We start from the raw sequence: 13,105 nt of genomic DNA, 5'->3' as shown, positions 1-13,105 counted from the left end.
TTTACTATCAGGTAATCGTAAAGTTTATGCAGACGAACGTGCGCCTTCCATTCGTCGGTCACCATTTTAGCCCCTAACGTTACATGTTCAGTAATGATTGGCTCCAATGTTTTAGCGTTCGTGGCCTTTGGAGCTGCTACCTTTAACTGGACATTAAGTTAAGCATGATCTAACTTAATGTCCAATCAAAGGTAGCAGGTCCACTGGGCTGCTGCTCAGCTGTCGGTACGCTCAGCCACACTAAAATCGCCAAACTTCAGCCTGTTTAAACACAAAAGGAGTAGCTTCGTTTAGCTAATAGCTATTAAATAGATTGGAAATTAACCCCAAGGAACCTAAATGGATATTACTCGAATCTTTAAAAACAATCAACAGTGGGTGCAAAAGAAGCTGAGTGTTGAACCTAATTACTTCAGTGATCTCTCCATTGGGCAAACGCCAGATATCCTCTATATAGGTTGTTCAGATAGCCGGGTGTCAGCCGAAGAACTGATGGGCGTATCACCCGGTGAAGTGTTTGTGCTTAGAAATATTGCCAATATGGTTCCCAATACGGATCTAAGTGTAATGTCCGTGATTAACTATGCCGTCTTACACCTTAAAGTGAATCACATCGTGGTGTGCGGTCATTACTATTGTGGGGGTGTCCAAGCGGCCATGAAATCAGCAGATATGGGCATATTGAATCCATGGTTGAGAAGTATTCGTGACGTATACCGAATGCACAAGGATGAATTAAATGGTATTGAAGACCAAGAACTACGCTATAAACGATTAGTAGAACTGAATGTCGAAGAACAATGTATAAATGTGCTCAAAACGGCAGAAGTGCAAAAAGCCCAGCAGGATCGAGATCTTACGGTTCACGGATGGGTTTTTGATATACACTCGGGCGAATTGATCGACCTACAAATTGACTTTAGAAAACTATTAGAAAACATAAAGGAAATTTATCGTCTCGATTGAGATAGACCTGAAAAATCAACCGCCAAATCACGATAAGCTCATACGGCACAACGGCGAATGTCAACTGTCAATAGGCCCATATAGGCAGAAACAGGGTGTCAGCGCGACAGCCTGTTTCGCTTCCTTTTCAGTAAAGCGCCATAGGACGATGCGTCGTCGGGCTAATCCGAACAGAACAACGTTTATGAAAAAAAATTATACTTGCTATGCCCTGACTGTTATATCGAACAAACAATAAGAAACGAATATGGCCAGGATGTTTATTTTTTAACCGCTTTGGGTTCCGTATTTGATTTTTCAGACCTTGATTATGCTGAAGCGCTGAATCATTTTATCAATCGGGAAATGATATCCGAGATTGTACTTGTTGATGATGTCAGCTGTACATTCATAAAAAATACCATTCTTAAGACAAATAACCATTATACGAAAGCGGAGCAAAAAATGAGCAGACTTCAAAAAAGTAATGCTGAACGATTTGCCCTTTTAGACACGGATAAACAAAAAGAGCTTCTTGCGAAACTAAACTTTTACCGCCAATCCTATGAGTTGCTTGATGTGGCCTTTATAGGTGGTAAAATCGATGATGGCTCTATAAGCACCAGTGGTTTGATCTGCGATCGAACTAATGCCAAATTTGAGCGACTCCAACTGGAATAATAAAAGCTACCCCATACTAAAGCTGCCATACGGTTGGCAAATGGCGTTTAATACAAGGATAGCTTACTCTACTAGTGGTATGACTACCGCCAACTAATATGCTGACAAGGCCCACCAAGCTCAACCGTTAGAACGACTGACCAAACAACCTTATTAATGATTGAGATCTATTTTAGGGTCAACACTTTATGATGAATTTCCTTCTAAAGAAGCTCGCTTGGGTACTCGACAAAAAGAAGGATTCCAAAACGCAAAAAGAACATGAGACCAACCAACTTATGCGGGGAAAATACAAAGCGTCTACGAAATAAGTTACGGTATGTATTCCTTCAGATTGCAGTTTCTGGTGTTTAAAATACTAGTTCAACAGTTCATCCATTTGGTCGAGCAGTTGGTGAGGACTTGCCTCGCAAATAATAATTGGCGCTGGTAAAAACGCTGGGCGTAGGATGCTCAAATTGCTATGGCTTTTACAAACGGTGGTTGCAAAAAACGCCACTTGGTAGCTATTAGATAAATCACCGGAAGAATGTGCTAAATAAGGCTCCTCCTGTTTCAGAGCACACAATAAAACGCCCCAAACCGCGCTCTATATCTGTTACGCGTTCCTAGCCTCACTGGTTCAACCAATGGGGCTTTTTCATGTCCATTTACGTTTACCTTTGCACTCATGGAAGGCGTGTCTGATCAACTCCCCGCTCAAGAGGACCAACCAGCTCCGGAGAAATTGCGACCGTCCGCGGCAGCGGTTTGATGCCGCTAATGACTTTCTGACTATTTGTGACGGCACCGGCCGCCCGGCGCTTGTCTACGGGCTATGAGAGTGGCTATTATTGGGAAGATATACAGCGAGCCCTACGCATTGCGGCAAGCCTGGAAAAGTGGTCCGACTAAATCAGCTTTGGGCTTGTTGCTTAGCTAATCGCATAACTTGAGTGGCTTAAAAGGTGCCACTCCGGGCGGTTTTAAATCCAGCCCGGTTTAAGCGTCTGTCCATCTCCACATAGCTTAAATTAGCTTCCAGCAGAGCGCGAATGAGCTCCGACGCTTTGCGGTTATGTTCATTATTGGCTGCCCGAGCTCGATTCGACGCGGCTGGTGGGCCTGGTGCCGTCAAGGGAGCGGCTTGGGTGCGGGTCTGGGGGTAGGCTGGCGGTGAAAATACTGATTACGGCAGCGATCCGAACAATAGGTTTTGTTGGTAGCCCCGGTAAAGGTGTCCTGACACTGGGGACAGGTTTTAATAGTTTTCATAAAAAGGATACTTATTTAGTTAAATAAAGAGGAAGTTTGGTCAGATCCCAGGCAATCTATCTGTTGCCGACCGACAGCAAGTACGCCAAAGTAAGGGCTGGACCAAAGCAAATGCGTTAAGGCCAGTGAAGTACGTGTAGGCTAGTAAGTAGAAGGCTCACAAGTTCTTTACGAGACAGCATTCAATTAAAGAAGGGGTTTCGTGGACGAAATCGTAGAACTCTAGAATTGCACTTATTGACGACTCAGTAAGCAGCGACACTTCAAAAATCGAAATAGATAGAATAGAAAATTTCTGAGAGGATTTGATAGTCAAATCGTGCTGAGCTAACAGATTGGTAAAATTCAAATGGATAAACTTGCCAGTAAAATTAGACTAGATGCATTTCTGTAAATGTGTAGGATTACGATTGGTATTCAGTAAGTGTCAGCGACGGCTGCCTGGGCACAAACTCAACTCCTACTGCGAAAATAATACGTTGATTCGTGATGGGACCGCCCATGCGGATAGTAATTTAAGACTATTGCTATTATTCGAGATTTAGGAATAACGCGCTTTATTCCTGCCTTAGAAAAACGGGCGTTGAAAGAGACGGGTTGTGTTGAGTTAAGTCGTGACTACTACAAGTATAAATCATATCAGCCCGCCTTCCAACATTGAATTCTAATCCAATGCCAGCTGCTTTGACAGATTCTATCTATGACCACTAGGTATCCTTTTTCTGCTTAATTCTGATGGTGATGATGAGTGCTTGCATCTCTAAAAAGCCAATCACTGATCCGAACCTAATCCTAAAAGATACGGCCAGTTTTTGGGCCTATAATCAGCAATACGTTCAGCTCAATGAAGACAACAATACCTTCGATACCCAATTAAACCCAATCGCTAAGCTGCCCTCTCTGCAAACCTTATCGACAGGTTGATATCTGCCTTTACGCCTACAACCACCTGATAAGACCACGCTCGCTGTATCAAATCTATCCAGTACCGGTCTTAGTTAACCCGCTCACTAATGAGAATAAGTACCTTTCGTTACAAGCTATGTGCTTTCACGGCCTGCCCCATCTTGGCACGAATAACCCCAATCCGTAGAATGAGGAATGGATTGATTTACAAAATCCTTCCCGTCTTAGCCAGCGCAATTTTTCTGTTCAGCGGCTTTAAAGCGGCAAGCCAATCGTTGAGCCTGAGTTCAAAGCTGGGATCAAATAAAATTACATTGTCGTTGACCAAAAATGGAGAATTGCAGTACCGAGTAACACACCGGGATAAAATCATTATTGCCGATTCTCCGCTTGGCCTCAACGGTGACGATCAGAATTTTACGTCTGGACTCTCCCTCGTTCACGTTTCACCCATTGACGTCAGAAGGGAGAAATACGAATTGAAGGTGAGTAATTTCAAAACGATAAATCATGTTTTTGACACGAAGAGTATAACGTTTAAAAATAGGTCGGGCGCGCTTATGATCATTGATTTGGTAACCGGAAAGGAGGGCGTTGCTTTCCGCTACCGGTTTCCGGATCAGGATAAAAAAATACGGGTGATCAACACAGAGAGCACAGGGTTTCAGATTGAAAAAAATGCGAAGGGTTGGTTTCAGCCTTATAATAAAGCGGGTAAAGTCACTCCGGGTTATGAAGATTTTTACCTCAACATACATCCCGGCGACTCAATCCGTAATCCCCGTAACCCGTCTGTGGGATGGTGCATGCCTGCCCTTTTTCAGGTAAATGAGGGCAAAAACTGGGTTTTACTGGCGGAGTCCGCAACGGATGGGTCGTTTCCAGGTTGTCATCTACAACCTGATTCCAAGGGTGGACTGTATAAAATTGCCTTTGCGGAACAAGACGAAAAATATACCCTTCCCTTGGGCGACAACAATCATCCGGCATCCAATCTTCCCTGGACGATGCCCTGGCGGGTGATTATCATTGGTGACCAGGCCGGGGACATCCTGCTGTCAAGCCTGATTACGGATTTGGCTCCTGCCTCTAAACTTGACGATACGTCCTGGATCGAACCGGGAAAAGCCACCTGGTCATGGTGGTCCCATCCCGAGGATCGTTCACCTGAAACGTATAACGCATTCACTGATCTGGCTGCCTCTTTCGGTTTCGGCTATACGCTGTTTGATGCTGGCTGGGAGAAAGCTAATACGGAAGGGGGAATCATTGCTAAGGCTACTGCCAAGGGTGTCAAACCAATGGTGTGGGCCTATTCGGCTGCGTATTTCGACCCAGAAAAACGAAAAATGAAGTTCAAAGAATTGGCGGCTATGGGCGTCAAAGGGGTTAAAATCGATTTTTGGTGCTCAGACCGACAGGAAGTGATGGCCTGCTTCCAGTCACTTTTTGAGGATGCCGCAAAAGAGCATTTACTGGTCAACCTGCATGGCACGACCGTTCCAAGAGGCTGGCATCGAACCTGGCCAAATTTTATGACAGCCGAAGCGGTTTTAGGAACGGAACATTATTTTTATGAACCTAGATATCCGGATCTAGCCGCCGAGCAGAATACGGTATTGCCCTTCACCAGAAATGTAGCAGGTCCTACAGACTACACCCCGTTTGCCCTAACCATCCGAAAATATCCCCGGTTGAACACGGCAGTTCATGAACTGGCTACGGCTATGATCTATACCTCGGGCATTATTAATTTTGCGGATTCAAAAGAGATATTTGATTCACTGCCTGTGCCAGTTCGACACCTATTGAAAGACATGCCCGCTACGTGGGATAAAACGGAAAGTATTGTGGCTGAACCGGGGGAACAGATCATACTCTCTCGTCAGAAGGAGGGCCTTTCTTACATTGTGGGAATCAATGGTACGAATAAAGTAGTGCCTGTCGAGCTAAATCTGGTCAAGTATGCCAAGGGCTTTTCTAACTTTAGAGTCATTACGGAAGGCGAAAATCCATTGATGACATTTAAAACAGAGACTTATCCAATCACGTCTAACTGGCAGTACGCTTTTGCGCCCAAAGGCGGCTTTATTATCCAGTTTATTAATGAATAAGACGGGTCGAGTTAGGTAATTAGCCCTCACTCTATAATTATCTCAAAAAAAACCTCATTAAAATCGGATGGCACAGACGTTCGGCCACTACCGCAACCCTGCGCCGACGCCACATATATTTTTGGTTAAAAAAATCTATTAGAATTACTTATGCTACGAAAGTAGCGGTATACCTAACTCTGCCAGCTGCTCTAAAAATCGATCTGTTGGAAGGAGTGCCCAATTCAGACTGACAGAGATCAAGAGCAATGGAATGCTGGCTACAAACTAAATTTGGTTGTACGTCTAGGGAGAACACAGGGTGCCCTAGATGATCCTGCCCACAGCCAGCATCAACGGCGACAACCGGTTCCTATTCACTGTACATTCGTTGCGGTACTTTTCGCTTTTACGATCGATAAAAACCATATATGATAAGCCCCACCAGTATCGATTCAATGATCCAGATGTTGCGTGTATTATCATGCGTGAGCCGTCGAATCACCCAGTGTCCCCCCAGGCATACGGCCATTATCGGCAGCCCAAGTACGATCTCGAGCGGATAGTCTCTCTTTTGGGCGGGTGTTCCGTAAAGCACATAAAATAGGCCATGTAGTATCTCGTACAGACCCAGTAAGGTCCCCAGCGTTAGAGGTGTGATCCAGTTTAGTAACTTCTCAATCGTCATACTGGTGCTTAATAGTTGGTAAGGGCTAGAGGCCAACAAGTTTTGATTTCGAATACAAAGACTATAAACGACAATTGGTCGTATACAGTTGTTGGCATTTCCTGAATTCACCAGACTCGGTATCAATCGGACCACCGAGCGGGGTTGAATTGGAGCCGCACCGCTAAGCGCGGTTCCCCGCAACGGCAGACCGTGCCCGGCGGTGGTCTGGGCAGCGAAATCTCCAAATTATACACCAACCATTTTACAACTGCCTTTTGACTACAACATTCAGCCTTTTGGCTAAAATGATTTTGCCCCGGCTGCGGACTTTTGCATGGACAAAAAAAATAGAGACATGAATATTGTATTAACAGGCTCCTTGGGTAATATTGGCAAACCGCTTACCCAGGAATTGGCGCAAAAAGGGCATTCCGTTACCGTCATCAGCAGTAACCCCCAACGACAGGAAGAAATTGAAGCGATGGGTGCAAGAGCCGCCATTGGTACCATGCAGGATATCAATTTTCTGTCCCAAGCCTTTACCAGCGCCGATATTGTTTTCCTCATGGAAACCATGGAGGCCGTCGGGGATACCTTTGATAAGTCGGTAGACTTTATTGGCCAGATCACCCATATTGGTCAGCACTATAAGCAGGCGATTGAGCGCTCGGGCGTCAAAAAGGTGGTACACCTGAGCAGTATTGGCGCGGATATGGATCGGGATAATGGCATTCTTCTGTTCCATCATAACGTAGAACAAATCCTGCGGCAGCTACCCACGGAAGTTGCCATCAAATTCATGCGTCCCGTCGGCTTTTACCTCAATATGTTCTCGTTTATACCCACTATTAAACGTCAGGGGGCTATTATTTCCAACTACGGGGGTGACACCAAAGAGCCGTGGGTATCGCCCATTGATATTGCCGCTGCGATTAGCGAAGAGATGGACCAACCGTTTGATGGTCGTATGGTTCGCTATGTAGCTAGCGATGAAGTCTCGCCTAATGAAATCGCCCGAGCGCTGGGCAAAGCCATTGGAAAGCCGGATCTACAATGGCGCGTTATTTCCGACGAGCAACTGCTGACGGGCTGGCTGAACATCGGATTTAATGAGCAGGTGGCCAAAGGTTTTGTCGAGCTACAGGCCAGCCAAGGTAATGGTAAGTTGTACAAGGACTATTACCGTAACCGGCCAACGCTGGGGAGGGTAAAGCTGGCCGACTTTGCCCAGGATTTTGCCCTTGCTTATCACAACGACTAAACAGGACTTCCAATGAAAACAGTATTTATAACAGGGGCTAATAAAGGAATCGGTTTTGAAACGGCGAAGCAACAAGCAGAGGTAGGGTATTCGATTTATATTGGCAGTCGTGATGCACAAAAAGAGGATAGGAAGCCGTCGAGACGTTGAAAGCCACGGGATTGACCTATGTAGCTTTGTATCCAGAATGAATCGCGACCCAACTGGATGAGGTGGCAACCGCAAAATTCTATAAAGACTCTGGTGACGTGTCCTGGTAGAGGTTAATCTCCACTGGCTCCGTTAACACCCTTACGTATTCCAATTAATTGATCATTATACAGTAACCATGTCGAGTATTCAGCGCATTAAGACCATCAGCGAGTTTCACCGGCTCAGGGGTCTGCCCAAACCCGAACATCCGCTCATCAGCGTGGTCGATTACAGCACCATCCAGCGCACACCGGAAATGAGTTCGGTCAGTTGGGTGCTGAATTTTTATCAGATTTCCATCAAGCGGGGCGTAGCGGCCAAGCTTAAATACGGTCAGCAGGCATACGATTTTGATGAAGGCGTCATGTTTTTCATTGCACCCGGTCAGGTATTCCGCATTGAAGTTGATCCAGACCCAAGCCCTCAGCGTTCGGGTTGGATGCTGCTGATTCATCCAGACTTTTTGTGGAATACGCCCTTGGCCAGGACCATCAAACAATACGAATACTTTGACTATTCGGTAGCCGAAGCCCTATTTCTGTCCGATAAGGAAGAGACGATCATTACGACCATTATTGACACGATGCGGCAGGAGTATCATGCCAATATGGACAAATTCAGCCAGGGGATCATTATATCTCAGATCGAAACTCTGCTGGGCTATGCTGAGCGATTTTATCACCGTCAGTTTATCACCCGAAAAATCAGTAATCACGCGATTCTGGGCCGGTTGGAAGATGTGTTGACAGATTATTTCCGCCAGCACGAGTTGTTAAAAAGCGGGCTGCCAACGGTTCACTATATGGCCGAGGCCCTGCATGTTTCGCCCAAATATTTAAGCAGTTTGTTAAAAGTGCTGACCGGGCAAACCGCCCAGCAACATATTCATGACAAGCTCATTGAGCGGGCTAAAGAGCAATTGTCCACCACTGATCTTTCGATAGGCGAAATTGCCTACGCCCTTGGCTTTGAGCATCAGCAATCCTTCAGTAAGCTGTTCAAGGCGAAAACGCAGCTTACCCCGTTGGCGTTCCGGCAATCGTTTGCCGAAAATTGACAAATCCCTCCTTGTTCAGCAGCGGCTTAGGCTATTTCCTGTTAAGGCCTGTTGACCGCGCTAAATCGGGTATACCAATCGGTTAATTTACTAGACCAAGTATATGTTATGAATAGACCAAACAGGTAAAATAGTATTTTGCAGATATATTAGGTTCAGGAAAGTAATCTGTTGATCATTTATAATTTTGTACTTTTCATAGTGACCGTTCACAAAAAGCAACCTTTTCATGAACGGTTTTAAACTCTAAATTAAAGATCAATCTGTATCATTGAGCAATAAGACTCGTACGCTTGGTCAAGCGCTTTAACTACTTAGATTTTATTAAATATATAGTTGCCTTCAACTCGCCAAGTCGCTCAAGTATACCTTGCTGTACCATATATTGTAAATCTTTTTTGAGGGTGTTTATCGATATATCCGGCAACAATGCACTTAAGCCGCCAACCTTTACGGGTTGGTGGTCCTGCAGCACGGCCAGTAGCTGCTGTTGTCGCTCGTTCAGATAACCCCCTTTATCTTTATATAGGGCATATTTGCTTTCTAAACGACTTGTCAATGTCAATAAGCAATCTAGAAAGAATACCATCCATTCTCCGATCACCTCCTTTTCTGTACTACGGTATTGCTGACCTGCCATTAACCCCCGATAGTAATCTGCCTTTCGTTGCTCGATAATGTTCTCAAACGATACATACTGGGCAAAATCGTATCCCATTTTAAGCAGTAGTAGTGTTGTCATAAGTCGTGACAATCGACCGTTTCCATCCTGAAAAGGATGTATTGATAAGAATTCATAGATAAATAGCCCGATAACCAGCAGGGGATGAATTTTACCGCTTTCTAAGGCAGCATGAACCCAGCTAACCATTTCATACATCTCTGTTTCGGTCAGATGGGGAGCTGTTGTATTGAAGATGACCCGCTGACTCCCATCTGGATAATTAGCTACGACTTGGTTCGAGAGCGTTTTATAACCTCCCCGGTGCCGTTGGTCCTTATCACTATAACGGAGTAAGATACCATGCAGCTGCTTCACATAAGCCTCCGACAGGTCAATCTCCTTTGCATAATCTAGAATCAAATCTAATGCTTCATAGTAACCGAAGACTTCCTGTTCATCCCGGGTTTTGAATTCCGTAATCTTTACATTTCGAACTAACTTCTCAACTTCCTCATTTGTCAGAATAGCCCCTTCAATCCGTGTTGATGAACCAATACTTTCGATTGTCGCTACTCTACGCAGCTCTCTCAAGTATCGATTATTTTTCTGCTCAATGGCTCCCCACTTTCCTCTAAATGCATCAATTAAGCCAATTCGACGAATCACCTCCTGCATGGTCGTAAAGTCGAACTGAAGCTTATTCTCGAATGTCATATCTGTATTGTATCTGTATTGTATCTGTAAATGTATGGCATAAAATTAATATCCGGAGAAAAATGGGCTGCCTATTTACGGATGAAGTGTATTTATTTTGGAAACATTTTACAGTAATAAGCCAGCTTAAACTTGTCAACAGATTTTTGAGGTTTTGTTATTGTCTTACACTGAAATAGGTTATCAGATTGTCTGATCCTGAAATTAGGTTGTCAGTGTTGGGGTGAGAAATTATAGGTCAATGCTGTCTTCTGGTTCGGTAGAAATAATGCCTTTCCCTCGTTTGTATACTTTGGGCTTCCACTGTTTCTTCAGTGGCTGATCCATTAAATGTGCTATAGCAGGCGTAAGGTAATCACAACTCATGTGGGGGCGCAAATGGTTGTAGTTATATAGACTGCTGTCCACGGCTCGACTCGCGTCATCAAAACTACCAAACACCTGATTTAGTAGAAACTCCGTTTTAAGCATACCGCACGGGCGGCCCCGCATTGACCCGTTCAGCCATAGCATTCTCATAAGGATCGCCGTGCCGAGTCATACTGATAGAAATGCCTGCCCCCTGTAATTTCCGTATGTACTGAAAACTACACTATTGACTGCCTCGATCAGAATGATGGATGAGTTCATTTGCCCCTTTGTTACACCTAATAAGAGCCATCTCTAAAGCGATCAAGCACCCCTCCGTGTTTAAGTAGGGATGAAGGAAATACCCAACGATCATCTTTGAATAGGCATCGGTGATCGATGATAAGTAGCCAAAGCTAAATCCAATATATAAATAGGTTATATCACTAACCCACACTTGCCTAGGACGATCTATCACCCTATTAATAAGTAGATCAGGATATTTCTTAAATCTATGAGTAGAGTCAGTCGTTTTGGGCGCATGACGTTGTTGATGCAAAATGAGATCGTGATCTTGTAGAAGTCGATGCAACTTATCGCGACCTACCTTAATGCCGCTGTCGGCCAATGAATCTCGTAGCAACACAGTGTAAGACACCTAATGGTTTGTTTCGCCGGGTACCTCCGGGTAGCCGGGTTCATCCAGAAATTGCGCCGACACACTATCGCCCAAGTGCTGCCAGTCCTGTAGAATCCAGACCACCTTTTTGTCGGGGGTAATTTCGATAGCCTGCGGTAGGCTGGCATCACAAAACCGCGTAAAGATCACCGTATTGCCATTGGATAACCGTTCGCATGTCTGAGTGGCGGTTATTGTGCCTGCATTGGGGGCTAGCTTTTTAAGTTGGTCCTGAATGTCGGCAATAGAAACCTGCCAGACAATCTCACCCGCCCGGTTTATCTCGACCGAGGTCATGGCATTTTCCCGTTGGAAAAGGTAGTTGCCATTTTTAAGCGGAACCCCGCCCCACATTGACCCCGGATCGTGGGTCCAGATCAGGTTGAAATTTTTGTCATATTCATAGAAGGTGTGGCTTCCCAAGGTGCCCGCCACGTAGGTACCCTTACTGGTCATGCGGAATCGTCGGCACTGACCGTGAGGGCCTTTGCCTAACCCCTTTAGCTCTTTTTCAATCTCGTATTTCCCGGTGACTTTGTTATACAACTTGACAATGGCTACATCGCTCTGATTCTGGAGAAAAAGCACTTTATCAACGCCAATGGGCTGGCAGGTATGAATTTCGGTGCCTTTGGGGCTGTCATAACGCCACACAATCTCTTTTTTAGGCGTTATTTCCTCGATGTATTTCATGTGGGCGTGGAGGATGTTTCCGTTGGAGAGGAGCCAGATTTCATCGTCTTCCCAATCGTTTTCTGTGTCGTAGTGCCAGGCCAGTTTCCCATTGATGACCAGGCAGATGCGCCGGCGATTTTCGCCAATGTAGATAAAGTTGTGCCGACCCAGCTGCCCCCCAATCAGGTCTGGTACGACGGTTACGTCCGCACATGTTGGCGTTGGGGGCGATTCGTGTGGCCCCCGCTCAGGAATGCCGGGGTCTGTAAACAGGTGAAGTATGTTGCGCAGCGGGTATGGAGATTTCATTTTGGCCTCAATTCGTGACCCGTTGCCAGCCGAAACGGTCCGTTTCAGGGGGCTGAAGTTCTTCCGGGAAAAGGTCAACACATAGTCGTTGGGCACAGCCGATTTTTTGGCCGGGATTTCGAGGGTAAAAACGCCCTGAACATTGGAGCGTGTGGTGACCCCATCGGCTGAAACGCTGACCGAGTCGATCAGCCTACCATTCACCGCATCGGAAACCACACCCGTAATTACCGTTTTGCGGATGCCTTTAGGCCCCTGTGCCAGGCTTACATTAGCAAACACCGTGCTGATTAGAAAGGCCACTATAGGTAACCATATCGTTTTACTGGAATAGCTACGCGGGGTGAAAAAACGACTATAATTCTTCATAAGTCAAGGCAGTAAGTTCGATGGGTTGGTAAAATAGGGGCAGTCAGATCAAGTTTCAACATGCTACCGATGTCGTGTTCGTCTCAACTTTCTGACTGGCTGCTGTCATTACGTCAACGAAGTCGCAAAGCCACCGTTTCTAATCATGTTGATGGTCAGCCTAACCAATTTATTACTATCCTGATCCCATAAGTTCTACATATGGTTTTAGTAAAGATTCTTTGTATTTCAGATAACCCTTATGCTGATTAACTTATTGGCTAAATACGCTTGTCAAAACTGAGCAGG

14 protein-coding genes are annotated in these 13,105 nt (G+C 45.3%); 7 read left to right on the top strand and 7 right to left on the bottom strand.

Features of this window, described 5'->3' with window-relative positions; translation table 11 throughout:
* Positions 1–339: 339 nt before the first annotated feature.
* The 3 genes from ACFS25_RS08660 (at position 340) to ACFS25_RS08650 (ending at position 1,937) form a co-directional block, all read left to right on the top strand.
* Positions 340–966, top strand: coding sequence for a carbonic anhydrase (locus ACFS25_RS08660; RefSeq protein WP_381498722.1), 627 nt, complete (start codon positions 340–342; stop codon positions 964–966).
* 276 nt (positions 967–1,242) lie between these two features.
* Positions 1,243–1,626: a hypothetical protein gene (locus tag ACFS25_RS08655; protein ID WP_381498719.1), complete on the top strand. Its 384-nt coding sequence runs from the start codon at positions 1,243–1,245 to the stop codon at positions 1,624–1,626.
* 188 nt (positions 1,627–1,814) lie between these two features.
* Positions 1,815–1,937 carry a hypothetical protein gene (locus ACFS25_RS08650; RefSeq protein WP_381498716.1) on the top strand — a complete coding sequence of 41 codons (123 nt, stop codon included), beginning with the start codon at positions 1,815–1,817 and terminating at the stop codon, positions 1,935–1,937.
* Between the two features lie 629 nt (positions 1,938–2,566).
* Here ACFS25_RS08650 and ACFS25_RS08645 read toward each other — a convergent pair.
* Both ACFS25_RS08645 and ACFS25_RS08640 read right to left on the bottom strand, forming a co-directional pair.
* Entirely contained in the window at positions 2,567–2,743 is a 177-nt protein-coding gene (locus ACFS25_RS08645) for a hypothetical protein (protein WP_381498713.1), read from the bottom strand.
* A complete protein-coding gene (locus tag ACFS25_RS08640; protein WP_381498711.1) occupies positions 2,740–2,880 on the bottom strand; it encodes a hypothetical protein in 141 nt (46 codons plus the stop codon). Before ACFS25_RS08640 ends, ACFS25_RS08645 begins: the two co-directional genes overlap by 4 nt.
* Positions 2,881–3,974: 1,094 nt before the next feature.
* On the opposite strand from ACFS25_RS08640, the gene ACFS25_RS08635 reads away from it, so the two are divergent.
* The gene (locus tag ACFS25_RS08635) at positions 3,975–5,900 is read left to right on the top strand and encodes a glycoside hydrolase family 97 protein (protein WP_381498708.1); all 1,926 of its coding nucleotides are present in this window, start codon (positions 3,975–3,977) and stop codon (positions 5,898–5,900) included.
* A 388-nt stretch (positions 5,901–6,288) separates the two neighbouring features.
* Here the strand turns inward: ACFS25_RS08635 and ACFS25_RS08630 are convergent, their stop codons facing one another.
* Positions 6,289–6,567, bottom strand: a complete 279-nt coding sequence (locus tag ACFS25_RS08630) for a hypothetical protein (protein WP_381498705.1) — start codon at positions 6,565–6,567, stop codon at positions 6,289–6,291.
* Positions 6,568–6,904: 337 nt separating this feature from the next.
* Between ACFS25_RS08630 and ACFS25_RS08625 the strand changes: the two genes are divergently transcribed.
* The 3 genes from ACFS25_RS08625 to ACFS25_RS08615 all read left to right on the top strand — a co-directional run bounded on the left by ACFS25_RS08625 (position 6,905) and on the right by ACFS25_RS08615 (position 9,059).
* Complete coding sequence (locus ACFS25_RS08625) at positions 6,905–7,810, top strand: SDR family oxidoreductase (protein ID WP_381498702.1); 906 nt, start codon at positions 6,905–6,907, stop codon at positions 7,808–7,810.
* Between the two features lie 12 nt (positions 7,811–7,822).
* Complete coding sequence (locus ACFS25_RS08620; RefSeq protein ID WP_381498701.1) at positions 7,823–7,960, top strand: hypothetical protein; 138 nt, start codon at positions 7,823–7,825, stop codon at positions 7,958–7,960.
* Between the two features lie 178 nt (positions 7,961–8,138).
* Positions 8,139–9,059: a helix-turn-helix domain-containing protein gene (locus ACFS25_RS08615; protein WP_381498699.1), complete on the top strand. Its 921-nt coding sequence runs from the start codon at positions 8,139–8,141 to the stop codon at positions 9,057–9,059.
* A 310-nt stretch (positions 9,060–9,369) separates the two neighbouring features.
* Here the strand turns inward: ACFS25_RS08615 and ACFS25_RS08610 are convergent, their stop codons facing one another.
* The 4 genes from ACFS25_RS08610 to ACFS25_RS08595 all read right to left on the bottom strand — a co-directional run bounded on the left by ACFS25_RS08610 (position 9,370) and on the right by ACFS25_RS08595 (position 12,817).
* Positions 9,370–10,437: a Fic family protein gene (locus tag ACFS25_RS08610; protein WP_381498696.1), complete on the bottom strand. Its 1,068-nt coding sequence runs from the start codon at positions 10,435–10,437 to the stop codon at positions 9,370–9,372.
* 231 nt (positions 10,438–10,668) lie between these two features.
* Positions 10,669–10,956, bottom strand: coding sequence for an integrase core domain-containing protein (locus ACFS25_RS08605; RefSeq protein ID WP_381498693.1), 288 nt, complete (start codon positions 10,954–10,956; stop codon positions 10,669–10,671).
* Between the two features lie 73 nt (positions 10,957–11,029).
* A complete protein-coding gene (locus ACFS25_RS08600; protein ID WP_381500828.1) occupies positions 11,030–11,242 on the bottom strand; it encodes a DDE-type integrase/transposase/recombinase in 213 nt (70 codons plus the stop codon).
* Between the two features lie 201 nt (positions 11,243–11,443).
* Positions 11,444–12,817, bottom strand: coding sequence for a peptidase associated/transthyretin-like domain-containing protein (locus ACFS25_RS08595; RefSeq protein WP_381498691.1), 1,374 nt, complete (start codon positions 12,815–12,817; stop codon positions 11,444–11,446).
* Positions 12,818–13,105: the final 288 nt, after the last annotated feature.

The sequence above is a fragment of the Spirosoma flavum genome (assembly GCF_042686045.1).
Taxonomy (GTDB): Bacteria; Bacteroidota; Bacteroidia; order Cytophagales; family Spirosomataceae; genus Spirosoma; species Spirosoma flavum.
This window is presented reverse-complemented; position numbering and strand designations above follow the sequence as displayed.

Bases quoted from the DNA above. Each gene is read 5' to 3' on its own strand.
- ACFS25_RS08660 (WP_381498722.1), top strand. From the start codon at position 340: ATGGATATTACTCGAATCTTTAAAAACAATCAACAGTGGGTGCAAAAG.
- ACFS25_RS08650 (WP_381498716.1), top strand. From the start codon at position 1,815: ATGATGAATTTCCTTCTAAAGAAGCTCGCTTGGGTACTCGACAAAAAG.
- ACFS25_RS08640 (WP_381498711.1), bottom strand. From the start codon at position 2,880: ATGAAAACTATTAAAACCTGTCCCCAGTGTCAGGACACCTTTACCGGG.
- ACFS25_RS08635 (WP_381498708.1), top strand. From the start codon at position 3,975: ATGAGGAATGGATTGATTTACAAAATCCTTCCCGTCTTAGCCAGCGCA.
- ACFS25_RS08630 (WP_381498705.1), bottom strand. From the start codon at position 6,567: ATGACGATTGAGAAGTTACTAAACTGGATCACACCTCTAACGCTGGGG.
- ACFS25_RS08625 (WP_381498702.1), top strand. From the start codon at position 6,905: ATGAATATTGTATTAACAGGCTCCTTGGGTAATATTGGCAAACCGCTT.
- ACFS25_RS08620 (WP_381498701.1), top strand. From the start codon at position 7,823: ATGAAAACAGTATTTATAACAGGGGCTAATAAAGGAATCGGTTTTGAA.
- ACFS25_RS08615 (WP_381498699.1), top strand. From the start codon at position 8,139: ATGTCGAGTATTCAGCGCATTAAGACCATCAGCGAGTTTCACCGGCTC.
- ACFS25_RS08610 (WP_381498696.1), bottom strand. From the start codon at position 10,437: ATGACATTCGAGAATAAGCTTCAGTTCGACTTTACGACCATGCAGGAG.
- ACFS25_RS08605 (WP_381498693.1), bottom strand. From the start codon at position 10,956: ATGAGAATGCTATGGCTGAACGGGTCAATGCGGGGCCGCCCGTGCGGT.
- ACFS25_RS08595 (WP_381498691.1), bottom strand. From the start codon at position 12,817: ATGAAGAATTATAGTCGTTTTTTCACCCCGCGTAGCTATTCCAGTAAA.